Origin of the sequence: Providencia sp. PROV116 (assembly GCF_028482485.1) — a bacterium.
Lineage (GTDB): Bacteria > Pseudomonadota > Gammaproteobacteria > Enterobacterales > Enterobacteriaceae > Providencia > Providencia rettgeri.
Genome location: NZ_JAMPQO010000011.1, coordinates 57,446 through 81,947, shown reverse-complemented (window position 1 = coordinate 81,947; position 24,502 = coordinate 57,446). Strand labels below are relative to the sequence as shown.

Genomic DNA, 24,502 nt, shown 5'->3' with positions numbered 1-24,502 from the left:
TATACGCGAATAGTGTGAATTTATACAGTGCTAATTATTAGAAACGGCTGTAATACTCAATAAAGCAGATGCTGCACTTTGCCCTTGTAATAGGCTTTGGGTATCGCCATCGTAAGCAATTTTGCCCTCTGCAATAACCAGTGTTCTCGGGGCAATTTGTAGGGCATCATCAACATTATGAGAAACCATTAACAGCGTGATTGATTTCTCCGCACAAATTTCCTTGAGTAATAGTAGCATTTCTCGGCGTAATGCAGGGTCGAGAGCAGAAAAGGGTTCATCGAGCAGTAAAATCGGTTGATTACGGATCATGCAGCGTGCTAATGCCGCACGTTGTCGTTGCCCCCCCGACAGTTGCACCGGTAACCTATCTAAACATTCGCTCAGGCTGACACGACTCGCCATTTGCTCAACTTGCTGAATTTGCGTTTTATTGAGGCGCAAATTGGGTTGTAACCCAAGGCCAATATTTTGCCGGATCGTCAGGTGTGAAAATAAATTATTTTCTTGAAATAGCATAGAAACAGGGCGCTTAGCGGGGGGGCTAAAGGTATGGTCTTCGCCATTAAGCTCAATCGTACCATTATTGGGGAATTGAAAGCCGCTAATCAAACTTAATAGCGTACTTTTCCCTGCACCACTAGGCCCCATAACAGCAACAGATTCACCAAATTGAACAGAAAAATCAAACGACATTGTCAGGTTGTCGTATTGGTAATCTAGCTGAGTCAATTTAATCATGATGTTTTCCTGAAATACGTTCAATCAAGCTAAATAAGTAAAAACAAAGCAATAACAATAGCATGGCTGTCACTGCACCATCGTTTGATCGGTAAGCCCCTATTTGCTGATAAAGATAATAAGGGAGCGTGCGGAAGTTATCATTGCCAAATAACGCGACGACACCAAAATCACCAATTGAGATAACACAGGCAAACGCAAGAGCTTGAGCGATTGGTTTGCGTAGTGCTTTCAATTCAATAATTCGCAAACGATTAAAACCCGAAATATCGAGTGATTGGCATAACGGGTTATAGCGTTCAGCACTGTCTCGCATGGGGTTTTCTAATACTTTTAACGCATAAGGAATGGCCAACAAAGCGTTAGTCATGATAACTAATGGGTAAGGGGATTCAGGTAAGCCTATCGTTTCATTAAAAAAGATAAAAAAACCTGTCGCGAGGACGATACCCGGCATGGCTAAAATAATTAACCCGCTAAGCTCTATGGCTTGCCCTAAACGAGCTGCTTGGCGTAAGCGCAATTCGCGGCTGCTCCATAACAACATTAAGGTTAGTACCACACAGACAGCGCCAGCACACAGTGCAATAAACACTGAGGTTGCCGTGGCTTGCCATAAGGCGGGTTGCTGCAATACCGCCCAAAGTTGCCCATTTAATCCATCGAAAATAACCGCAAACAGCGGGGGGAGTAGTAATAGTATGGCAGCGGCGATGAGCAAAAAATCACGAATGCGGCGAAACGTGTTATCAGCAGGATCAACCCATTGGGACTGATGACTAAAACCAACAGAAAATACACTATTTACTCTGTGGCAGATAAACATCAAACCGACACAGAAAAAGAGTTGAATTAGTGCTAAAATAGTGGCTCGCCCTAAATCAAAATCATAATTAAGTGCTTGGTAAATAGCTAATTCGATGGTCGTAGCTGCTGGGCCACCCCCCAACGCGAGAACAGTCGCAAAGCTGGCAAAGCACAGCATAAAAATTAACGCAGCAGTGGGTAATATTTGTCTCCGTAAATAAGGCCATTCTAAAATGGTAAATTGCTGCCACTCATTAAACCTCAGCTGTGCTGCAATTTGCCGTTGCTCAATAGCGATATTTTCTAAAGATTGTAATAGCATACGCGTTGCTAGCGGCATATTAAAGAAGACATGTGCTAGCAAAATCCCCTTTAGGCCATAAGGCGAAAAACTGTAATTAAGCCCCAATAATTGGCACAGTTTAGCCAGCCAACCCGTTTGCCCGTAAACCGATAAAATACCAAATACGGCAACTAACACAGGAAGAACCAACGTCATTGCACATAAGCGTAAAAATAGAGTTCGCCCAAAAAAACGACGGCGATGCAATGCTCTGGCGAGAAAAATAGCAGGGACTACAGAAAAAATAGCGGATAAAAAAGCCTGCCAAAAGGTAAAACCAATCACATGCCACAAATAGTTATCGCTGATAATATCAGCCATTGAAATTTCAGGCGCAAAAAACCACAGAGCACCAAAACTAATGAGTGCAACGGTAATCAGTAATCCGGAGGCCAACGCCCCCGGTAGTAGAGATAAATTAATTAGCGACTGACGGCGGTTTGCCATAAACGAGTCCAATTTTGGCGTTCTTTGGCCACTTCTTGAGAACTAAATTGTAAGGCTTTTTCAGGTAGAGGTAACTGGTTATAGACCTCTGGCAATGGAATATCAATGACCGGATACATCCAGTTGGTTGTTGGTAAAGTATTTTGGAATTCAGGGGTTAAGACAAACTGTAAAAATTGTTTTGCCAATTCAGGCTCTGGACTGTTTTTTAACCTTGCAGCCACTTCAACTTGCATATAGTGCCCTTCATTAAATAAGGCGGCAGCATAGTTATCTTTTTGGTCATTAAGCATTTGATAGCCCGGCGATGAGGTATAACTGAGTACAAAATCACCTTCTCCTTTTAAGAACAGGCCATAAGCTTCACTCCAACCTTTTGTTACGGTAAGCGTTTTGCCTGCCATTTTTTGCCATGCATCAGCAGATTTGTCGCCATACAGCTTTTCAATCCACAGCATCAAGCCAAGTCCAGGGGTACTGGTTCGAGGGTCTTGGTAAATAATTTTCCAATTATTTTCACTATTTAATAATGCATCCATGCTGGCTGGTGGTTGTTTAATTTTATTAGTGTCATATATAAATGCAAAGTAACCATAGTCATAAGGAATGAAAGTTGAGCTATCCCATGAAATAGGGAGTTTTAATGCGCTGGTATTAATGTCAGCAGGGGCAAACAGGCCTGTTTTTTCAGCAGAATCTAATAAATTATTATCTAATCCTAAAATTACATCTGCTTTACTTTTTTTTCCTTCCATTCTGAGTCTGTTTAGCAGAGCTACGCCATCCCCCAGTGCGACTATTTTTAATTCACAATCGCACTGCGCTTCGAAATTCTTTTTAATTTGTGGGCCCGGTCCCCATTCTGCTGCAAAGGAATCGTAGGTATAAACAGTAAGCGTTGGTTTATCAGCCCATGCCAATTGACTTAAACTGAGTGCACTAAAGGTAAGAATAGATGCTATAATTTTGTTTTTAAACATGCTTTTTCCTGCGCTAAAAGATAGTGACACAGGATTTGAGGAGGAACCGGTGCAGATATGCAGGCGGTGGCTCAAATCCCTACGCCGGTATTAACCGGATCAGGTTCTACGGGTTATTTCTCAGCCTAAATAAATTCGGCACCCCGTTGAGATGTTCACTATTGTAGTGACTTCAGGCATATCTGCAAACTGTATTGATATAGGTTTACCAGTTTAGGTATGTGTGAAACAATTAGGCATCTTTCAAATTTGGTTATTGAGGTAGTCTGTGATTGATGATGATGGCTACCGCCCGAATGTAGGAATTGTAATTTGTAATCGGCAAGGGCAAGTTTTATGGGCCCGCCGCTATGGTCAGCACTCATGGCAATTTCCTCAAGGAGGCATCAATCCTGGGGAATCGCCGGAACAGGCGATGTATCGTGAGCTATACGAAGAAGTCGGGCTACAGCGTAAAGATGTCAGGTTATTGGCATCTACCCGTAATTGGTTACGTTACAAATTACCCAAGCGTTTGGTGCGTTGGGATACAAAACCTGTTTGTATTGGGCAGAAACAGCGTTGGTTTTTACTCCAACTTCAATGTAATGATGCCGATATAAACGTGCAGCGCAGTAAATCGCCAGAATTTGATGGCTGGCGATGGGTCAGTTATTGGTATCCTGTTAGGCAGGTCGTTTCTTTTAAACGTGAAGTTTATCGGCGTGTCATGAAAGAATTCGCCCCCGTAGTAATGCCTTTACAGGAACAAAAATTACCACAACGACCCACTTTTAATAACCGTAGGCGTGGAGCAAAGTAGCCTATGTTGATGCGTTTACGTGAAATTGTCGAAAAAGTTGCAATGGCGACAAGTTTGACTGATGCGCTAGAAGTGTTGGTGAATGAGACTTGCAAAGCAATGAGAACAGATGTTTGTTCCATTTATTTAGCCGATCACCCTCGCCAATGCTATTACTTAATGGCAACCCGCGGGTTAAAAAAACCTAGCGGGATTGCTATTCGTCTAGGTTTTGATGAAGGTGTCGTAGGGGCGGTAGGGCGCCAGTCTGAGATGCTCAATCTAGCCGATATTCGTGAACACCCTCAGTATAAATTCCTGCCTCAGCTTAAAGAAGAACGCTTGAGAGCTTTCTTAGGTGTTCCCGTGGTCTATCGTCGCCAATTATTAGGCGTGCTGGTGGTACAGCAGCGGGAAAAGCGGTTGTTTAATGAAACCGAAGAATCTTTCATGGTCACATTGTCAATGCAACTGGCTGTGATTTTGTCACAAGCGCAAGCGAAAGGTATTTTTGGGCAATATCGGCAAAATAGAATTAAAGCGATTCCGGTATCACAGGGAATTGCAATGGCTTATGGGTGGCAAGATAGCTCCCAACCTTCTTTAGATAGTATTTTCCAAGCGAGTGCTATTGATATCGATAAAGAAAAACAACGCCTTGTCGCCGCTCTTGAAAGTGCCACAGCAGAATGTCGTCGTATTAGTAAGCGTTTTATGGCTAGCTCAGCAAAAGAAAGTGCTGCGATTTTTGATCTCTATAATCATCTACTTAGTGACCCTCAACTAAAAAAACACCTGTTTGCCGCTATTAATGACAATGCAACCGCTGAATGGGCGGTTAAAACGGTTATTGAAAATTATGTGGAGCAGTTTTCTCGCCTGCGTGACCTTTATCTAAGGGAAAGAGGGGCAGACTTAAAAGCATTAGGTCAACGCTTATTGTTTCATCTTGATGATTCACTTACCGCAAATGAACAATGGCCAGAACGCTTTATTTTAGTTGCTGATGAGCTAAGTGCTAGCGTGTTGGCTGAGTTGCCTATTGAACAACTTGCTGGTGTGGTCGTGCGTGACGGAGCAACACATTCTCATTCTGCGATTTTAATCAGAGCCATGGGGATCCCTGCAATTATGGGGGCTGATATTGAGCCTTCGTTATTACATAACCGCCATTTAATATTGGATGGGTACCGTGGTGAGGTCTTTATTGAACCTGAAAATTTAATTGTTCAGGAATATCAGCAAATTATTGAAGAAGAAAATGCCATTAGTCGCTTAGCAGAAGGGACTCTTGAGCAAGATGCAATACTTAAAGATGGCGAAAAAGTTCACATTTACCTTAATGCAGGTTTAAGTCCGCGTTACGAGCAACAAATTAACACTGGGGTTGATGGTGTTGGTTTGTATCGTACTGAGCTGCCTTTTATGCTGCACAATGGTTTTCCCTCGGAAGATGAGCAGAAACAGCTCTATAAGGAAGTTTTGCAACTTTTTCCTACCAAACTGGTTGTGCTAAGAACTCTTGATATAGGGGCAGATAAACAGCTGCCTTATATGCCAATTAGCGAAGAAAACCCAAGTTTAGGTTGGCGTGGTATTCGTATTATGTTGGACCAGCCCGAGATCTTTTTGATTCAGCTAAGGGCTATGTTACGGGCAAATACGCTTTCGGGTAATTTACGTATTTTATTACCGATGGTGACAAGTGTTAATGAGATAGACGAAGCAATTTTGCTGGTTAAAAGAGCAAGAGAAGAAGTGAGTGTTTTATTAAAAATGCCAGTTGAGATGCCTCAAATTGGTATTATGCTTGAAGTTCCTTCTTTACTGTTTTTACTACCTGAAATTAAAAAACGTGTTGATTTTATCTCTATCGGGACTAATGACTTTACACAATATTTACTTGCTGTTGACCGTAATAACACCCATGTAGCAGCGCTATATGATAATCTTCATCCCTCAGTTGTGCGTTTTTTAGCAAAAGTAAGTGAAGAGTGCCAACGCCTGGAACTCCCTGTAAGCGTTTGTGGGGAAATGGCAGGTCAACCACTTAGTGCAATGGTATTAATAGCCCTTGGGTATCGTTCTTTAAGTATGAGTGGGCGTAGTGTTCCTCGCATGAAATATTTAATCCGCCAGCTTGACCCTGCTTTGATGTCACAGTTAGTACCGAAGTTATTGGCTGCAGAAACTTGTGATAGCGTTAGGCAAGAAGCCAGTGAGTTTATGGAACAGCACCGTTTAGGTGGTTTTGTGCGTGGTGGAATTTAATTTACAACAAGATGAAGTATTTAATTTGGTTAAGGCCTAAAAATATCAAGTATAAATGACGATACTTTTTGTTGTATGCTTCAGGGTGCTTCACAAATTGAAGCCTGTTGAATACGTAATAGTCGACGAGTAGTTGGCTTAATGATTAAAAAGTGGGGAACAATGAGTAACAACTACTTAGCATTTCCGGAAATAGATCCTGTTATGTTTTCGATTGGACCAGTATCGTTACACTGGTATGGTTTTATGTACCTTGTTGGCTTTGTTTTTGCCCTTTGGCTTGCAGGGCGTCGTGCTGCAAAACCAAATAGTGGTTGGACAAAAAATGAAGTAGAAAACTTACTGTATGTTGGCTTTGTTGGCGTATTTGTCGGTGGCCGGCTAGGTTATGTTTTCTTCTATAATCTCCCTGTTTTTCTTGACGATCCTCTATACCTCTTTAAGGTTTGGGATGGCGGTATGTCCTTCCATGGGGGCTTAATCGGTGTGATATGTGCCATGATGTGGTTTGCTCATCGTACTCGCCGTCGTTTCCTGCAAGTTTCTGACTTTGTTGCACCATTAATTCCATTTGGTTTAGGCATGGGGCGTATTGGGAACTTTATTAATGGGGAGCTATGGGGACGAGTTACACTTGATACGCCATGGGCATTTTTATTTCCACATTCACGCAGTGAAGATATTCAGCTTGCCGCCCAAGACCCTTCGTTACTACCCATATTAGAGCAGTATGGTGTGCTACCAAGACATCCATCACAACTTTATGAAATGTTCTTAGAGGGAATTGTTCTGTTTCTCATCTTGAACTTATTTGTGCGTAAGCCCCGCCCTATGGGGAGTGTTTCTGGGCTATTCTTGATTGGTTATGGTGCATTTAGGATTATCGTTGAATTCTTTAGGCAACCGGATGCACAGCTTGGTTTATTTGGTGGTATTAGTATGGGGCAAATTCTATCAATCCCAATGATTATTATTGGCATTCTAATGATTGTCTGGGCTTATAAATATGGTAAGAATGTGCCAGCCCATAAGCCATTAAAAGAGCCTAAAAAGAGTTAATTAGTCCATTTATTGGGGCTAACTTAGTCTGTTGAGTATAACTATTTTGTAAATAAAACAATAAAATACAATAAGACGAAGGTTAGCCACTTAAGTTATTTTTGAAAAAGAGAGTCACTATGAAGCCGTATCTTGATTTATGCCAGCGTATTATTGATGAGGGCCAATGGGTTGAAAACAAACGTACAGGTGTTCGTTGTTTAACCGTTATTAACGCTGACCTTGAATATGATGTTGGTAATAATCAATTCCCCTTGATTACGACTCGTAAAAGTTTCTATAAAGCGGCGATAGCTGAACTTCTCGGTTATCTCCGTGGCTATGACAATGCAGCTCAATTTCGTGAAATTGGTTGTAATACTTGGAATGCAAATGCAAACGAAAACCAAGCATGGCTGAATAATCCCCATCGCAAAGGTGAAGACGATATGGGGCGTGTATATGGTGTTCAAGGGCGCTCATGGCAACGCCCAGATGGAACACATTTAGATCAGCTGAAAAAAGTCGTCAATAACTTAAAGAATGGTATTGATGACCGTGCTGAAATCATCACTTTCTATAACCCTGGTGAATTTGAAATGGGCTGCTTGCGTCCCTGCATGCATACTCATACTTTTTCACTATTAGGTGATACGCTACATTTAACATCTTACCAGCGTAGCTGTGATGTTCCGCTTGGTTTAAATTTCAACCAAGTACAATGTTTTGTTTTACTCGCTCTAATGGCTCGTATTACAGGGCATAAAGCAGGTAAGGCTTATCATAAAATTGTGAATGCACATATCTATGAAAACCAATTACCTTTAATGCGTGATGTCCAACTAAAACGTGAGCCTTTTGCTTCTCCTTCATTGATTATTAACCCCAAAATTAAGTCATTAGAAGATCTCGAAACATGGGTAACTTCAGATGATTTTATCCTTGAAGGGTACCAGTGCCATGAGGCTATCAAATATCCATTTACTGTTTGATTAGTCAGTAAGCTTTTAACTAAGATGGTTTTATCAAAAAACCATCTTAGTATTGTTTTTTAATATCCCATTAATTTTCCTCCTTTATCAATCTCATCATCCTTGACGAAATTTATCTTGGCTCATAAGTCATTTACTTTCGTGTATTTATTTTGACTGAACTATTTCTTTGCGAGGCGCTTCGCAAATTGAGTTGTATTGCTCTGAATCTATCTATTTTTTTGCGAAACGTTATGCAGTTTGTAATCACAAAACTCGTTATACCGTTTTTTTTGGGCAATCTCAGGCTTGTGTATGAAAAAAGTGGAGTCACAACAAGATGAGAGTTGATTCAAATACAATACAGCGTGGTTTCACCTTAATTGAAATTCTTATTGTTTTATTTATTTGCTCTTTCATTATGTTGTCCGGTTTATATCAATGGCAACAGCAGGTAGAAAGACAACGGTTAATCGGTGCTGCTAGGCAAGTATCTGAGTTTATTTATAGCCAAATGATAGAAGGGGTTTATTTAAATAGGTACCAAATATTATCGGTTAAGGTTGGGAAAGGTGATTGGCAGCTTATTGTTAAGGATGCAAATAACAAGCAGCAAGTTGGCAAGCTAACAGCAGAAAGGCACCAAGGAATAACTCTTAGCAAAGCAAGCCGTACTTCAATCCAGCTTTATGGAAAACAGGGAACTATTCGTGCTTTTAGCATAGAGCTAAAAAATCAACATGAGCAAATCACAATTTATATTTCTTCATTAGGTCGTATAAGAAGTTGTAGCCATAAAAAAATGGCCGGAGTACCGAAATGTTGATCCTCTTAACTAACGATAAATTAAAAAAGCAGCAAGGATTTACGCTAATTGAAATGTTGATGGCAATGGCTATCAGTAGCATTGTGTGTGTATCAGCGATGAGCGCCATTCCCACATTATTTAAACAAACTTATCGGTCTTACATTCAATATCAAATAGACAGGGATATAAGACAAACATTGATAAACATGGAAAAAGATTTTAGAAGGATTGGTTATTGCAGTAGCCTGAATTGTGGAAAGGAGCCTTTAAAAATTGCATCTAAGGCTTTAAGCCAAGGGAACAATTCATGCATTATTTTTGCTTATGACCAAGATTTATCAGGTAACTGGGAAAATATTAAATCTAAATCGATAGATTCTGATTATTTCGGCTATCGGTTAAATAATGAAAAATTAGAAACCAATAGGAATGTCATGGATTGCAATGGAATACGTTGGCAATCGCTATTTGATGAGAAGCTAATCAAGGTTAAAAAATTAGTATTTAATTGGCGGGAAAATGTGCAATTACTTGAAATGGAAATTAGTCTTAGAACAGAGTTATTACCTAATCAAACATTTAATTACCGAATAGCGGCCTTGGTTAGAAATTTATGAAGCGTATAGATCAACAACAGGGAAATGTTTCTCTATTGATGGTTATTATTTTTATCACAATAGGCACATTATTGATTAAATCTGTGCATTTCTTCCAAGAACGAGCTAGAGATGAGCAGCGTAATGAAATTAAGTATTTCGATGCTTTTAATAAAGCAGAATCAGCCCTTGCATGGGGAGGAACATTGCACTGGGATAGCAAACATAGAGAACTAAGGCATTGGGTTTGCCAGAAAGAGGAAACTCAACAATGGAAAAGTTGCTTAAAACATTACAAAGGGGCGACTTTCGTACTTTCGGGACAAAGTCATTACCGCTCTGAAAATGAGATTAAAGTTTACCGGTGGATGGTATTGGATGTAAATAAACGACAGTTTTTTCCTCGTGAAAAAGGGTGGTTAGATTATTGTCCAGTGATTAAAAAAGGGTTTTGCGAGTGAGAATAAAGCAGCAAGGGTTTGCATTAGTTGAAGCGATGATTGGCATGGTTATTTTTGCTATTTCACTGGTAGCTTTGGTAAACTATTCTCAATATATCATATTGAATTTTAATCAATTGTATATGAATTCTTCAGCAATTAGAGTGCTGCATAGCACATTAGAAAAAAGCGTAATGTCAGGGAAACCAATATCAGGGGAGAAAAATTCTTCCATAGGGCCAAATTTGCGTTACCCTGAATGGAAAATGCAAACAGTTCGCATACCACGGGTCGATAACTGTACTGAGTTAATGGTATCGTTAACGGTAAAAAAACAGCCATTTTCATTGAGTCGTTGGTATTGCTCAACAGGAGAGCATCATGTTTCAAGTGTATCATTCTAATCAATTAGATTTATTAAAAGATCTAATGACTCATTTAATGAAAAATGAACCACTTTCTCATCCTTTTGAGCAAGAAATAATTTTAGTACAAAGTCCTGGAATGTCACAGTGGCTACAAATCGAACTTGCTAAGCAGTTTGGTATCGCTGCAAATATTAATTATCCCTTACCTGCAACATTTATTTGGGATATGTTTAGGCGGGTCTTACCGAATATTCCAAAAGAAAGCGCTTATACCAAACAAGCAATGACATGGAAATTAATGACAATATTGCCGACCGTCATTAACGAAGAAGAATTTGAACCTTTAAGGCATTATCTTCAAGAGGATACCGATAAACGTAAGCTGCATCAACTTGCAGGTAGGATTGCTGATTTATTTGACCAATATTTGGTATATCGCCCACAATGGGTTGAAATATGGCAAAAAAATGAATTAATAGAGGGGCTAAGTGAAAATCAATTGTGGCAAAAACGTTTGTGGCAATGCCTTGTTGATTATTCAAATGAATTAAAACAGCCGCCTTGGCACAGAGCTAATTTATATCAACATTTTATTGATACATTATCATCGAATCCTGATTTAGGAAAAATGCTGCCAAAGCGTATTTTTATTTGCGGTATCTCATCTCTTCCACCTGTTTATTTACAAGCTATCAATGCAATAGCAGAACATACAGATGTTCATTTAATGTTCACTAACCCATGTCGTTATTATTGGGGAGACATTCAAAGTGCATCATTTTTAGCTAGGTTGCAGCAAAGGAAACTTCGGCATTATCTTGACAAACATGAAATTTCTCGTTTTAAACTTGAGGATCATACTCCTAATTTATTTAATGAAAATGGCGAGCAGGATATCGTAAATCCACTGCTTGCATCGTGGGGAAGGCTAGGCCGAGACAACCTATACTTTATTTCTCAAATCGATAGTGCTAATGAAATTTCAGCTTATGTTGATACTGAACGAGCCAATTTATTAGAGAATATCCAGCAGGATATTTTAGATCTCGAAAACCATGCTCAATTAGGAACAACATTAGAAAATTATGAAACGAGTGTGGGTAAGCGGCCAATCAATGAGCTAGATGATTCGATAACATTCCATTTATGCCATAGTGCACAGCGGGAAGTCGAAGTATTACAAGATCATCTACTTTCTCTCTTTGAGCAAGACCCATCGTTAACCCCGCGTGATGTGATAGTCATGGTTGCCGATATCGACAGCTATGCTCCCTATATTCAGGCTGTTTTTGGTAATACAGCATCAGTTCGTTATATCCCTTTTTCAATATCCGATAGGAAAGCGCTACAGGCTCACCCTATTTTACAAGCATTTATTATGCTACTCGATTTACCTCAGAGCCGCTTTTCAACGGAGCAAGTTCTCAGTCTACTTGAGGTTTCTGCTTTTTCTCAACGTTTTGGTATTGATGAAAGTGAATTAAGTTTATTACGCCGCTGGGTTAATGAATCAGGGATTCGCTGGGGGCTTGATGATGATAATGTACGCTCCTTCGCTTTGCCGGTGATAGGGCAAAATACATGGGAATTTGGCTTAAGTAGAATGTTGCTTGGCTATGCAATGGACAGTAGAAATGGCCCGTGGAATGGTATTTTACCTTACGATGAGTGTAGTGGCTTAGCGGCTCAGCTTGCCGGGAAATTAGCATTATTAATCAATACACTAAGAGAGTGGCGCACAGTACTAGCACAGGAACGTCCACTTGCAGAATGGAAAGAACTTTGCCAGCAATTACTTGATAGCTGCTTTATGGTTGATGGTGAAACTGAACTGGTTCTCGCACTATTGACGGAACAGTGGCATCAAATAATTGATAACGCGATAACTTCAGGATATGAAGAGCAAATTCCATTACGATTAATTCGTGATGAACTTTCAGTTCGTTTTGATGATGAAAAGATTAGCCAACGTTTCTTGGCTGGAGCCGTTAATTTTTGTACTTTGATGCCAATGCGCTCGGTGCCATTTAAGGTTGTGTGTTTACTGGGGATGAATGATGGTGCTTACCCTCGGAATATACCGCCTTTAGGGTTTGATTTGATGGCTGAAAAGCCTGTGCGTGGAGACCGAAAACGCAGGGACGATGATAGATATCTGTTTTTAGAAGCATTGAATTCAGCATCTAAACAACTTTATGTTAGCTATATCGGGCTTTCTATTCGCGATAATCAACCTTGTAATCCATCAGTATTAGTAACTGAATTAATTGATTATATATGCCAAAGCTTTTGTTTAGTTGGCGATGAAACGTTGACCATTGATGAAAGTGCTAAGCGGTTAAGCGAGCATCTGGTCATTCAACATAATAGAGTCCCATTTGCAAAAGAAAATTTTTTACCAGAAACACCTTTTCAGAGCTTCGCGAGCGAGTGGTTACCTGCCGCAAAAACAACAAATAAAGTTGATGAACCATTTTGTTCAGTACTTGAAACTCGTGAACCCATTACGGAAATTTCTTTAGAACAATTATTACGTTTTTATCGTCACCCGATTAGGGCATTTTTTCAACAACGTTTGAAAGTACATTTTTCTATTGAAGAAACTGAACTACCAGAAGAAGAGCCATTTAACTTAGGTAGATTACAACGATATAAAATTAATGATCAAATTTTAGATTTACTTGTCAAAGATAAGAATATTGAGCCTTTTTATTCTGCTTTAAAAGCATCGGGCCAGCTGCCTGCTAGGCAATTTGGTCAACTTTTTTGGGAACAGCAGTTGAACGAAATATCGCCATTAGCCGAAAAAGTTAAAGAATATGATATGCAGCTATTTGATTATCCGTTTGATTTTCAGTTAAATGGGATAAAAATCACAGGGTTACTGAAAAATATTCATGAAACAGGAATGGTACGCTATCGTCCTGCTTACTTAACCGCTAATGATGGGGTGCAGCTATGGGTGGAGCATTTGCTATTTAACTCACAAATTGGTGAAGGGGAAAGCCTTGCACTAGGAAGAGATAATAGTATTTGGCAGTTTTCCGCTATTAACAAAGAAGATGCATTGGTTTATCTACAAGATTTAGTCGTAGGCTACTGTGAGGGGTTTAATTCTCCGTTAATTCTTCTTTCTCAAAGTGGTTGGAGTTGGGTTAAGGCTTGTTTTGATAAAAAGACGAAACAGTACGATTTTTTGAGTGAAGAAACTCAGCAAAAAGCATTATCTGCTTTGCTCCAAAACTTACAAGGAAGTCAGATACAAAGAGGCGAGATGGAAGATGATTATGTGTCAAGAATTTGCAGAAGCATTGATGATGTGATGATTAAAACTTTGTTATCAAATACTCAGCGGTTTTTATTACCGATGACAAAATACTTGAAATGACAGGAGAGCACCAAAGGATGCAATATTTATCCAAAAATATCGCTCATCTATTTTTATTACTGATAATTTTTTTCGGTGGCCAAGCGATTGCAGCACAACCACTTTGGCAAATTTTGCCTGAAACAGTAAATAAAAGCGAAAGTGACCCTAGGGAATATAAAGCCATCAAACTCAGTAATGATATGACGGTTTTATTAGTATCAGATGCCAAAGCGACAAAATCATTGGCTGCTGTATCGATACCTGTTGGTAGTATTGAAAACCCAAATAGCCAATTAGGGCTGGCCCATTATTTAGAGCATATGGTTTTAATGGGTTCTAAAAAGTACCCCGAGCCAAGCAGTTTCTCTGAGTTTTTACAAAAACATGGTGGTAGCCATAATGCAAGCACGGCATCTCACCGCACTGCTTATTATTTTGAAGTTGAAAATGGCGCATTAAAAGAAGCAACGGACAGGCTTGCAGATGCATTGGCTGAGCCACTTTTAGACCCGATTAATGCAGATAGAGAACGTAATGCAGTTAATGCAGAACTTACAATGGCACGTTCTCGTGATGGGATGCGTATATGGCAAGTACGTTCTGAAACATTGAACCCATTACACCCGAATTCGCGTTTTTCGGGAGGGAATTTAGAGACTCTAAAAGATAAACCTAATAGCAAACTACAAGATGAGCTAGTGGGTTTTTATAAGCAGTATTATTCTGCAAACCTAATGAATGCAGTACTTTACGGCGACCAGTCTATTGAGTCATTAGCGAATATCGCACAGGAAACATTTGGGCGTATACCTAATTTTAATGCAAGTGTTCCTGCTGTTAATATCCCCGCAGTAACGGAGAATGAAAAAGGTATTATCATCCATTATGTGCCGGCTCAACCGCAAAAAGCCATACAAATTGAATTTAGTATTAAAAATAATATGGCAGATTTTCGCAGTAAAAGTGATAACTATATTAGTTACTTAATTGGCAATAGAAGTCCAGGGACACTAGCTGATTGGTTAATATCACAAGGACTTGCTGAAGGTATCAGCGCTTCTGCATCCCCAAATTTAGATAGAAACTATGGCTCTTTCTCTATTTATGTCACGTTGACAGATAAAGGCTTACAAGAAAGGGACGAAATTATTGCAGCTATTTTTTCTTATCTTGAGTTAATTAAGAACGATGGAATCAATAAAAGTTACTTTGATGAAATAGCAAAAGTTCTTAATTTATCATTCCGTTATGGTTCAATTGTTAGGGATATGAACTACATTGAATGGTTATCAGACCAAATGATTGATGTTCCTGTTAATCATGTTCTGGATTCAGATTATATTGCTGATAAGTATGATCCTGAGGCGATTAAACAGCGTTTATCAGAGCTCAGCGCGCAAGAGGCAAGGATTTGGTTTATTAGCCCAAATGAACCGAATAACAAAAAGGCGTATTTTGTTGATGCGCCGTATCAAGTTAACAAAATTACAGCAAAACAATTTAAATCGTGGGCAAGTTTAGAATCTAAAATGAATTTTAAATTACCCGCTTTAAACCCGTATATTGCTGATAATTTATCATTAATTAAAACTAGTAAGGCTTATAAACACCCTGAATTCATCTATCAAGATGGCAATACGCGTGTGTTATATATGCCAAGTCAATATTTTGCTGATGAGCCAAAAGCAAGTATCACTTTATCATTACGTTCTAATCAAGGGGATAAAGATGCCAAGGAACAAGTAACGGGCTCTTTATTACAATATATCGCTTCATTGAAAATGGATGAGCTGCAATATCAAGCATCGGTAGCGGGTATGTCAGTCTCTGTTTCTCAAGGAGTTGGTCTGCAATTAAATGCCAGTGGTTACACCCAACATTTACCTGAACTCTTTTTATCCATGACTCAGCTATACCTGAATTTTGAGCCAACGGAACAAGAGCTAGCCCAAGCAAAATCTTGGTATAAAGAGCAAATTGAAGTTGCTAATAATGCGAAAGCTTATGAGTTGGCTATGCAACCGCTTCAACGTATTAATAGTGTGCCTTACTTTGAGCAAGAACAGCGTTTAGCGGAGCTAGATAAAATTTCACTGCAAGACATCACTAGCTACCGTGAAATGATAGTTAAAAGCGCAGCATTACAAGCGTTGGTCTTTGGCAATATGACTGAGTCACAAAGCATTAAAACTATTAAAGATGCACAGCAATTATTAAAGAGCGAAGGTACCAATTGGTGGCGTGGTGATATTGTCGTTATTGACAAAAATTATCTAGCCGATTTCCAAAAGCAGGGAAATAGCTCAGATAATGCGCTTGCTGAAATCTTTATTCCGGACGGTTATAGCCGCATTGATGGTGCAGTATTATCAGGTATTCTTTCTAAAGTGATTCAGCCTTGGTTTTATGATCAACTAAGAACTAATGAGCAACTGGGTTATGCAGTATTTGCTTTTAAAACTGGGCTGGGTGATCAGTGGGGTATGGGCTTTTTGATTCAAAGTAATGCCAAAACACCGAGTTATTTGAATACACGTTACCAACAATTTTATCTTCAAGCATTAGAGAAACTGAAAAAACTACCGATAGATGAATTTAATCAATATAAACAATCTATTATCACGGAAATGAACCAACCACCTCAAACATTCTATGAGGAAGTCGGTCGTTATTCATCTGATTTTTCTAGAAATATTTTCAGTTTTGATACTCGTGAAAAAGTTATTGCGACTTTAGGTAGTGCAACGAAAGAACAAGTCATTGAGTATTATGAAAATGCAGTTATAAAGCACAAAGGGTTAGCCGTTAGCTCCCAAGTTATAGGCCGAGGAGTTGACACTAAAGTAGGATATGCGCATCTGAAAGATTGGGTGCTTTACCCAACAGCTTCTCAGTTGCAAAAGATTTTACCAATAAAGGAAGATGCCGAGTGAATAAAGTGCAGGTAGAGTCCCAATTACTGAATGTTTTTTCCTTGCCACTGCGTGGACAGCGGTTAATTGAAGCATCAGCAGGAACGGGTAAAACGTACACAATTGGTATACTTTATCTGCGGCTTTTATTAGGTCTGGGAGGCATTAATGCGTTTCCTCGGCCGTTAAGTGTTGAAGAAATCTTAGTTGTAACATTTACAGAAGCTGCAACGAATGAGTTACGTGGGCGTATTCGTCAACGTATTCATGATATGCGCTTAGCTTGCTTAAGAAATGGTGTTGGTTTCGAGTCGCAGCCTGAATATCTTGAATTATTAGCCGAGCTTTCGGGGGAGTCTCAAAGAGAATTCGCTGCGCGATGGTTGCAGGCTGCGGAAAGGCAAATGGATGAAGCAGCAATATACACTATCCATGGTTTTTGCCAAAGAATGCTAGTTCATAATGCATTTGAGTCAGGGGTGCTATTTGAGCAAACCATGATTCAAGATGAATTTCCGATTCAGAAACAAGCCTGTGCAGATTTTTGGCGCCGCCATTTTTATCCTTTAAATTACTCCATGACGAAAGTCATTCAATCACTGTGGAGTGGCCCTGAAGCATTGCTTTCGGAGATTAAACCTTTCTTACAAGGTGATATTCCGTTAATTATTAACCAACCAAAGCAAATTGAATCTCTAGAAGAACGGCATCAGCGACTAATCTTGTTAATTGAGTCTGTAAAAGCGGCATGGTTAGAAAATTCAGCAGATTTTGAGAAGCTTATCGCTGATTCCGATGTTGATAAACGAAGTTATAGTACTCGTTTTCTACCTACATGGTTGATAAAAATCGGTGAATGGGCTCAAGAAGAAACAGAAGATTATCAGCTACCTAAAGATCTTGAACGCTTTTCACAAACGGTACTACATAAAAAATCAAAAAGTGGTTCGGGACCAGAGCATGTTGTTTTTCAAAGAATAGATGAGCTACTTTCTCAATCATTAACCTTAAAAGATCTGATTATTCCACTGGCTATTGCAGAGGTGAGGGAGGCTATCACTTGTGAAAAACATAACCGTGGTGAGATGGGGTTTGATGATTTATTGACCCGTTTGGACAGTGCTCTTGCTCAAGAAAGTGGAAAGTTTTTAGCTCAAGCTATCAGCCAACGTTTTCCCGTTGCAATGATAGATGAGTTTCAAGATACAGATGCACAGCAATACCGTATTTTTCAACGAATTTATCGGGAAGTTAATGATAGTGCATTACTTTTTATCGGCGACCCTAAACAAGCTATATATGCTTTTCGAGGCGCTGATATTTTCACCTATATCGAAGCAAAAAATGAAGTTAGTGCTCACTATACATTAGAGACTAACTATCGTTCATCGCAAAATATGGTTGAAGCTATTAATCATCTATTTTCTCGTTGTCAGTCCCCATTTATTTTTGAGCAAATTCCTTTTCAACCCGTTAATTTTGCTAAACAAAATAGTGATAAAAAACTTATTCATGATGGTGAAAAAGTCAAATCACTTACATTTTGGCAACTTGAAGCGGAAGGTATCTCCGTTGCTGAATATGAACAAGCAACAGCTTCACAATGTGCGGTGCAAATAGCACAATACTTACAAGGCGGGTTGCAAGGTAGTAGCTATTTTGACAATCAAGGGGCGCATACACCTGTTGAAGCTTCTGACATTACAGTGTTGGTGCGCAGCCGACGAGAATCCGTATTAATTCGTGATGCTTTAAATCGGTTAAATATCCCTTCTGTATTTCAATCTAATCGGGAAAGTGTATTTTCAACACCAGAAGCGAGAGATTTACTGTGGTTGCTACAGGCAGTTTTAACACCCGAAAAAGAACGTGTTTTGCGTAGTGCATTGGCGACAGGGATATTGGGTTTAACCGCTAAACAAATTGATGACTTAAACCATGATGAAAAATCGTGGGAAAAAATTGTAGATGAATTTGCTCGTTATGCCATGGTTTGGCAAAAGCGTGGCGTGCTTCCCATGCTTAGAATGGTCATGGCGCAGAGGCAGATTGCAGAAACGTTATTATCAGGCACTGATGGAGAACGCCGCTTGATGGATGTGATGCATATTGGTGAGCTATTACAAGAAATGTCATTACAGCTTGAAGGTGAGCACACACTAACACGTTGGCTAGCACAACAAATTGCCCATCCTGACCATCAATCTGACGTACAGCAAATGCGTCTTGAAAGTGATAAACACTTGGTGCAAATCAGTACCATTCATAAATCTAAAGGCCTTGAATACAAGATTGTTTGGTTACCTTTTGCGAGCAATTTTTTACCTCAATCTAAAGGCTTGTATCACGACAGAACAGATTATGGGGTACGTCTAGATTTAAATGATAGTGAAGAAAATGTCGCTTTAGCTGATGAAGAACGTCTAGCAGAAGACCTGCGTTTATTGTACGTGGCACTTACAAGAGCCATCTATCACTGTAGTGTTGGTATTGCACCATTAATAAAAGGTAATAGGAAAAAAAGTGGTGAAACAGACTTACACTTATCTGCACTGGGCTATGTTATCCAAAAAGGACAAGCTGGAGATAGCTTGCTATTAAACGACATGTTGGCTGAGATTAGTAATGACGTTATTGATGTTATCGTGATTAATCAACCTAGGTCGGAACGTTTATTATTAGAACAAAATGACAGCGTAAACTTGTCTGCAAGAGAGGTGACCCGTCATTTTAATGATCATTGGCGTGTTACCAGTTATTCGGGGTTAAGTTACGGCTCAAGCCATACAGAGGCAGAACAATCAGTTTCAGCATTGCAATTTGCGAATTCATTAGCACCTAATATGGATATTGAGGCCAGTGTTGATGTGGAACAGCAGGAAGGTGATCCTTCTACCCTAACTCCTCATCAATTTCCTAAAGGCGCATCTCCGGGAACATTTTTACATAGCTTGATGGAGGAAATTGACTTTAGTGAGCCAGTTTCTCAAGAGTGGTTATCTGAGAAACTTGAATCCTCAGGGTTTGACTTACATTGGGCATCAATGCTGCAAGAATGGCTACACGCAATTGTACAGGCACCATTATCAGAAGACGGGCTATGTTTGTCTGCATTACAGGTTCAAAACCAATTAGATGAGATGCAGTTTTATCTTCCTATTGAGTCAATATTGAGTGCAAGCCACTTAGATAAGATAACGCATCAATATGACCCATTATCACAACGTTGCCCCCCGCTCAATTTTGAGAAAGTTCAGGGGATTTTAAAGGGCTTTATTGACCTTACCTTTTACTGGAAAGGTAAATTTTATCTTCTTGATTATAAGTCAAATTATCTAGGGAAGGATGCTAGCTTTTATACCCAAGAGGCCATGGCTGAAGCGATGATAGACCACCGCTATGATTTACAATATCAACTATATTCGTTGGCGTTACATCGTTACCTAAAGCAAAGAATGCCTAATTATGACTATGAAGCCCATTTTGGAGGCGTTTATTATTTATTTTTAAGAGGAATAGATAATGTCAATTCAAGTAATGGAATTTTCTTTTGTCGCCCAATAGGCGCTTTTATTGAAGCGTTAGATAGCTTATTTAAAAATGCACAACAAGGGGAGTCAGTTTAATGAAATCCCTATTTAATCAGGCTATTGAGGAACATATCTTTACACCTCTAGATGTGCAATTTGCTTACAGTATTTCTGATAATAAGCACCCTATAGTGCTTACTATTGCCGCACTTCTTAGTGCAGAAACCATGGCTGGACATGTTTGTTTAGCGCTGGCAGATGTTATACCTGAAAAATTATTTGCAGGAAGGCACCCAGAGTTAGCCGCTGAATTTTGGCAAAAAATGGGAGAGCCGAGCGAACAAGAACTTTATCAAATATTAAAACAAGCAAATGCAGTGTCACTATCAACAGAAAACAAAATCTCTCCTTTGGTGCTTTCGGGGGGATACTTATATTTTCAACGAATGTGGCAATATGAGCAGTATGTCGCAAATTTTTTCGCTAGTACATCAGTAGACAAACAAAATAATGCTCAAATTAAGAGTGTATTGGATAGCCTATTTCCCATTACTGATGAAATAGATTGGCAAAAAATTGCCGCAGCAGTTGCTGTAACCAGTAAGGTATCAATTATATCAGGGGGGCCGGGAACAGGAAAAACGACAACAGTTGCGCGTATCCTTGCGGCATTAATTAAACTTGAAGCCAGGCATCACCATAAAATTAGAATTGAGCTGGCCGCTCCAACAGGTAAGGCTGCTGCTAGGTTGACAGAGTCCCTCGGTGAGGCGATGAAAAAAATTCCTTTAAGCGATGAAGAACGCGCTGTTTTACCTAATCATGCAAAAACATTGCACCGTTTATTAGGGGCTCAACCTGAGAGCCAGCAGTTTCGCTATAACCGTGATAATCGTTTATCTATTGATGTACTCATTGTTGATGAAGCCTCAATGGTAGATTTACCTATGATGAGTAAATTACTTGAGTCATTACCTGAAAATGCAAAGTTAATATTTTTAGGTGATAAAGACCAATTAGCCTCGGTTGAGGCGGGGGCAGTATTAGGGGATATTTGTCAGTTTGCTGATAATGGTTATAGTATAGAAAGAGCGTCTCAGCTTTCGGAACTAACAGGGCATTCTATCGAATCTTATGCATCACCAAGCGGCCCTGCTATTCGTGATAGCCTATGTCTACTACGTAAAAGCTACCGTTTTTCTGCAGACTCAGGGATTGGCCAACTCGCTTTTGCTGTAAACGAAGGTAATGTTTCTCAAGTTCAACAATTACTAAACCAACAGCGGCCGGATGTACATAGTTATATCCAAGAAACTGCGGATGATTACGCGAAAATTTTATTAGATGCCGCTGAAAATTATAAGGAATATCTGCTTGCGGTAAAAGATAAAGAAGACCCTGAGCAGGTTTTGAAAAAATTTAACCAATATCGGTTACTAACGGCTCTGCGAGAAGGACCTTTTGGCGTTATTGGCCTAAACGATAAATTGGAAAAATTGTTTCATAGACAAGGGATAATAAACCGCCCATATAATTTATCGAATAAACACTATGCAGGCCGGCCAATTATGATTAGTCGTAATGATAGCCCTCTAGGACTCTTTAATGGGGATATCGGTATCATTTTACCTGATGAAGAAAATGCACTTAGAGCCTATTTTCAATTTCCTGATGGGACTATACGTGGAGTGCAACCTAACCGACTCCCACAACATGAAACAGCTTATGCGATGACAGTTCATAAATCACAAGGTTCGGAGTTTGCTCATACCGCATTGGTTTTACCAAATGTATATTCTCCCGTAATGACTCGTGAGCTAGTGTATACGGCGATAACTCGAGCTAAAAAAGAGCTATCTCTTTATGGCAGTCCAAAGGTATTACGTCGAGCAGTTGAAACGCCAACCAAGCGGCGAAGCGGTTTAGCGACCCAATTAATGTGACTAGTTTATATGTAAGTTACGTGAATATTTAACCCTAAAGTAAAGGTAATGAGATGGATAACCAGCAAGCAATGACGGCAATTACAGTAACATTAAATGCAAGGCTTGAACCGATTAGACGTGGCGATTTAGAAGACGCATTTAATGAAGTCATGAAAAGCATGGGTAAAAATATCCATGTCACAGGTGGTGGAACACTATTAGCTGATAATGGTGAAGCGCAGGAATGCGATATAGAAATAGCACTTGAAGAGACCAGTGACGAAAATATCAGTTTAATTATTCAACTTTTTTCTTCAATGTTAGCTCCAAAAGGTTCTCGTTTATTTATTCATGGCGAAGATGTGCGAATTGATTTTGGCTCAGATGAAGGTATGGCTATTTATTTCAACGGGACAGAGCTCGCAGATGAGGTTTATGAAAATGGGGATATCAATGAGGTGTTCGATATCCTAGATGAAGCAGTGGAAGACATCGGGAGTATTCACGGAGTTTGGGATGGCCCGACAGAAACCGCATTTTATTTTTATGGTACTTCTTTCGCTGAGATGAAAGCTGCAATACAGCCACATATAGACTCCATTCCTTTGTGCGAGAAAGCCAGAGTTATTCAGATAGCTTAGTGGCTATTCCGTGGTTTTAAAGTCACAACCCAAACTATACATCCTTGTATAGTTTGGAGTTAAAGCAGGCGACTAAACAGTCATTATTTGACGATTCTAATGTTTATTTATCCGGTTGGTTTTTTAAATCTAAAATCAATATCTTAGAACGGCGCTGGTAGTTATATAAAGCCTGTTTTTTCATTGGTAACATCTCAATTTCGGCGGGGGTAAAACCACGCTCTTGAAACCAATGGATGCTACGAGTTGTCAGAACAAATAGTTTATCTAGGCCAAATTGTTTCGCCTGTACGGCAATACGGTGCAGAAGTTCTTCTCCTCTAGACGAACTGCGGTAATCAGGATGAACAGCGACACATGCCATTTCACCTAATTTTTCTTCTGGATAAGGGTAAAGAGCTGCACAAGCGATGACTAAGTTATCACGTTCAATAATGGTAAATTTATCAATTTCCATTTCTAACTGTTCACGTGAACGTCTAACTAAAATCCCTTGCTGCTCTAATGGGCGAATAAGCTCTAATATTCCACCAATATCATTAATGTTAGCACGGCGAATTTGTTCCGCACTTTCCATGACGATTTGTGTACCAATACCATCACGTGAGAACAATTCTTGAATTAAAGACCCATTTTCTTGATAGCTCAATAGATGGCTACGGCGGACGCCTCGGCGGCAAGCTTTTGCTGCTCCACGCAGGAAACGCACGGTTCCTGAATAGAAATCACCTTCAGATTCCAGCTCTTGAATGCGGTTTTCTGCTTCATTCGGAAATAATTCAGATAAAATATTGCCGTTTTTATCTGCAACACCTTGAGAGGAGCAAAAGCCAATCAGCTTTTCTGCTTTCATTTTAACTGCCAATTGGGTGGCAATTTCTTCAGAGGTCAAGTTAAAACTTTCCCCTGTGACTGAGACAGCAACCGGCCCAATTAGAACGATAGAACCATTATCTAACTGATTATTAATAGCTTCTTCATTAATACGACGGATCCTTCCGCTGTGGCAATAATCAATGCCATCATCGACCCCGAGAGGCTGGGCAATAACGAAATTGCCACTAACCACATTAATATGCGCTCCTTGAAGTGGGGTATTTCCTAAGCTCATAGATAACCGAGCTGTAATATCTAATTGTAAAGCTCCAGAAGCTTGTTTTACATATTCAAGTGTATTCGCATCGGTTACGCGAGTATGTTTATGATAAACCGCCTCATATTGGTGCTCAGCTAAGATATCCTCGATTTGAGGTCTTGCGCCATAAACGACAATAATTCGGATGCCTAAACTATGCAATAACCCTATATCATTGACAATACTGGGAAAATTTTCATGCGCAATCGCTTCACCACCAAGCATAATAATAAATGTTTTGCCGCGGTGGGCGTTTATATAAGGGACCGAATGGCGAAACTCATCAACCAACTCGGTGCTGCGCTCTTTCATAACAACCCTCTTAATTGAATTTTTATTCGTTAATAATGTATTTTTATTCTTTTTGTTGGGAAATATCAAGTAAAAGATAGGATAAA

17 protein-coding genes and 1 riboswitch are annotated in these 24,502 nt (G+C 39.5%); of the genes, 13 read left to right on the top strand and 4 right to left on the bottom strand.

What is annotated here, in order from left to right; genetic code table 11:
- Positions 1-30: 30 nt before the first annotated feature.
- The 3 genes from thiQ to thiB are packed head-to-tail and all read right to left on the bottom strand — an operon-like array spanning position 31 to position 3,318.
- Entirely contained in the window at positions 31-741 is a 711-nt protein-coding gene (gene thiQ, locus PSE72_RS08490; protein ID WP_198641604.1) for a thiamine ABC transporter ATP-binding protein ThiQ, read from the bottom strand.
- A complete protein-coding gene (gene thiP, locus PSE72_RS08485) occupies positions 734-2,338 on the bottom strand; it encodes a thiamine/thiamine pyrophosphate ABC transporter permease ThiP (protein WP_115167803.1) in 1,605 nt (534 codons plus the stop codon). Before thiP ends, thiQ begins: the two co-directional genes overlap by 8 nt.
- The gene (gene thiB / locus PSE72_RS08480) at positions 2,314-3,318 is read right to left on the bottom strand and encodes a thiamine ABC transporter substrate binding subunit (RefSeq protein WP_004908655.1); all 1,005 of its coding nucleotides are present in this window, start codon (positions 3,316-3,318) and stop codon (positions 2,314-2,316) included. The genes thiP and thiB overlap by 25 nt, the downstream gene beginning before the upstream one ends.
- Before the next feature lie 58 nt (positions 3,319-3,376).
- Positions 3,377-3,474, bottom strand: a riboswitch (TPP riboswitch).
- A 112-nt stretch (positions 3,475-3,586) separates the two neighbouring features.
- On the opposite strand from thiB, the gene rppH reads away from it, so the two are divergent.
- The 13 genes from rppH (at position 3,587) to PSE72_RS08415 (ending at position 22,969) form a co-directional block, all read left to right on the top strand.
- Positions 3,587-4,120: an RNA pyrophosphohydrolase gene (gene rppH, locus PSE72_RS08475; RefSeq protein ID WP_004908658.1), complete on the top strand. Its 534-nt coding sequence runs from the start codon at positions 3,587-3,589 to the stop codon at positions 4,118-4,120.
- Between the two features lie 3 nt (positions 4,121-4,123).
- Positions 4,124-6,370 (top strand): phosphoenolpyruvate--protein phosphotransferase, encoded by a 2,247-nt coding sequence (gene ptsP / locus PSE72_RS08470; protein ID WP_198641602.1) that lies wholly within the window; start codon positions 4,124-4,126, stop codon positions 6,368-6,370.
- Positions 6,371-6,532: 162 nt separating this feature from the next.
- On the top strand, positions 6,533-7,429 hold the full coding sequence (lgt, locus tag PSE72_RS08465) for a prolipoprotein diacylglyceryl transferase (protein WP_004908663.1): 897 nt from the start codon (positions 6,533-6,535) through the stop codon (positions 7,427-7,429).
- A 119-nt stretch (positions 7,430-7,548) separates the two neighbouring features.
- Positions 7,549-8,400 carry a thymidylate synthase gene (locus tag PSE72_RS08460; protein ID WP_115167802.1) on the top strand — a complete coding sequence of 284 codons (852 nt, stop codon included), beginning with the start codon at positions 7,549-7,551 and terminating at the stop codon, positions 8,398-8,400.
- A 319-nt stretch (positions 8,401-8,719) separates the two neighbouring features.
- A complete protein-coding gene (locus PSE72_RS08455; protein ID WP_115167801.1) occupies positions 8,720-9,205 on the top strand; it encodes a prepilin-type N-terminal cleavage/methylation domain-containing protein in 486 nt (161 codons plus the stop codon).
- The gene (locus PSE72_RS08450) at positions 9,199-9,804 is read left to right on the top strand and encodes a prepilin peptidase-dependent protein (protein ID WP_115167800.1); all 606 of its coding nucleotides are present in this window, start codon (positions 9,199-9,201) and stop codon (positions 9,802-9,804) included. Before PSE72_RS08455 ends, PSE72_RS08450 begins: the two co-directional genes overlap by 7 nt.
- Positions 9,801-10,244 carry a DUF2509 family protein gene (locus PSE72_RS08445; RefSeq protein ID WP_115167799.1) on the top strand — a complete coding sequence of 148 codons (444 nt, stop codon included), beginning with the start codon at positions 9,801-9,803 and terminating at the stop codon, positions 10,242-10,244. The genes PSE72_RS08450 and PSE72_RS08445 overlap by 4 nt, the downstream gene beginning before the upstream one ends.
- Entirely contained in the window at positions 10,241-10,627 is a 387-nt protein-coding gene (locus PSE72_RS08440; RefSeq protein WP_115167798.1) for a prepilin-type N-terminal cleavage/methylation domain-containing protein, read from the top strand. The genes PSE72_RS08445 and PSE72_RS08440 overlap by 4 nt, the downstream gene beginning before the upstream one ends.
- Positions 10,605-13,979, top strand: coding sequence for an exodeoxyribonuclease V subunit gamma (gene recC, locus PSE72_RS08435; protein WP_198641601.1), 3,375 nt, complete (start codon positions 10,605-10,607; stop codon positions 13,977-13,979). The genes PSE72_RS08440 and recC overlap by 23 nt, the downstream gene beginning before the upstream one ends.
- Positions 13,980-13,996: 17 nt before the next feature.
- Positions 13,997-16,894: a pitrilysin gene (ptrA, locus tag PSE72_RS08430; RefSeq protein ID WP_115167797.1), complete on the top strand. Its 2,898-nt coding sequence runs from the start codon at positions 13,997-13,999 to the stop codon at positions 16,892-16,894.
- Positions 16,891-20,499: an exodeoxyribonuclease V subunit beta gene (gene recB, locus PSE72_RS08425; protein ID WP_272690947.1), complete on the top strand. Its 3,609-nt coding sequence runs from the start codon at positions 16,891-16,893 to the stop codon at positions 20,497-20,499. Before ptrA ends, recB begins: the two co-directional genes overlap by 4 nt.
- Positions 20,499-22,346, top strand: coding sequence for an exodeoxyribonuclease V subunit alpha (recD, locus tag PSE72_RS08420; protein ID WP_115167795.1), 1,848 nt, complete (start codon positions 20,499-20,501; stop codon positions 22,344-22,346). Before recB ends, recD begins: the two co-directional genes overlap by 1 nt.
- Positions 22,347-22,399: 53 nt before the next feature.
- Positions 22,400-22,969: a hypothetical protein gene (locus PSE72_RS08415; RefSeq protein ID WP_115167794.1), complete on the top strand. Its 570-nt coding sequence runs from the start codon at positions 22,400-22,402 to the stop codon at positions 22,967-22,969.
- 103 nt (positions 22,970-23,072) lie between these two features.
- Here PSE72_RS08415 and argA read toward each other — a convergent pair whose 3' ends face one another.
- Positions 23,073-24,416 (bottom strand): amino-acid N-acetyltransferase, encoded by a 1,344-nt coding sequence (gene argA, locus PSE72_RS08410; RefSeq protein WP_109911792.1) that lies wholly within the window; start codon positions 24,414-24,416, stop codon positions 23,073-23,075.
- Positions 24,417-24,502: the final 86 nt, after the last annotated feature.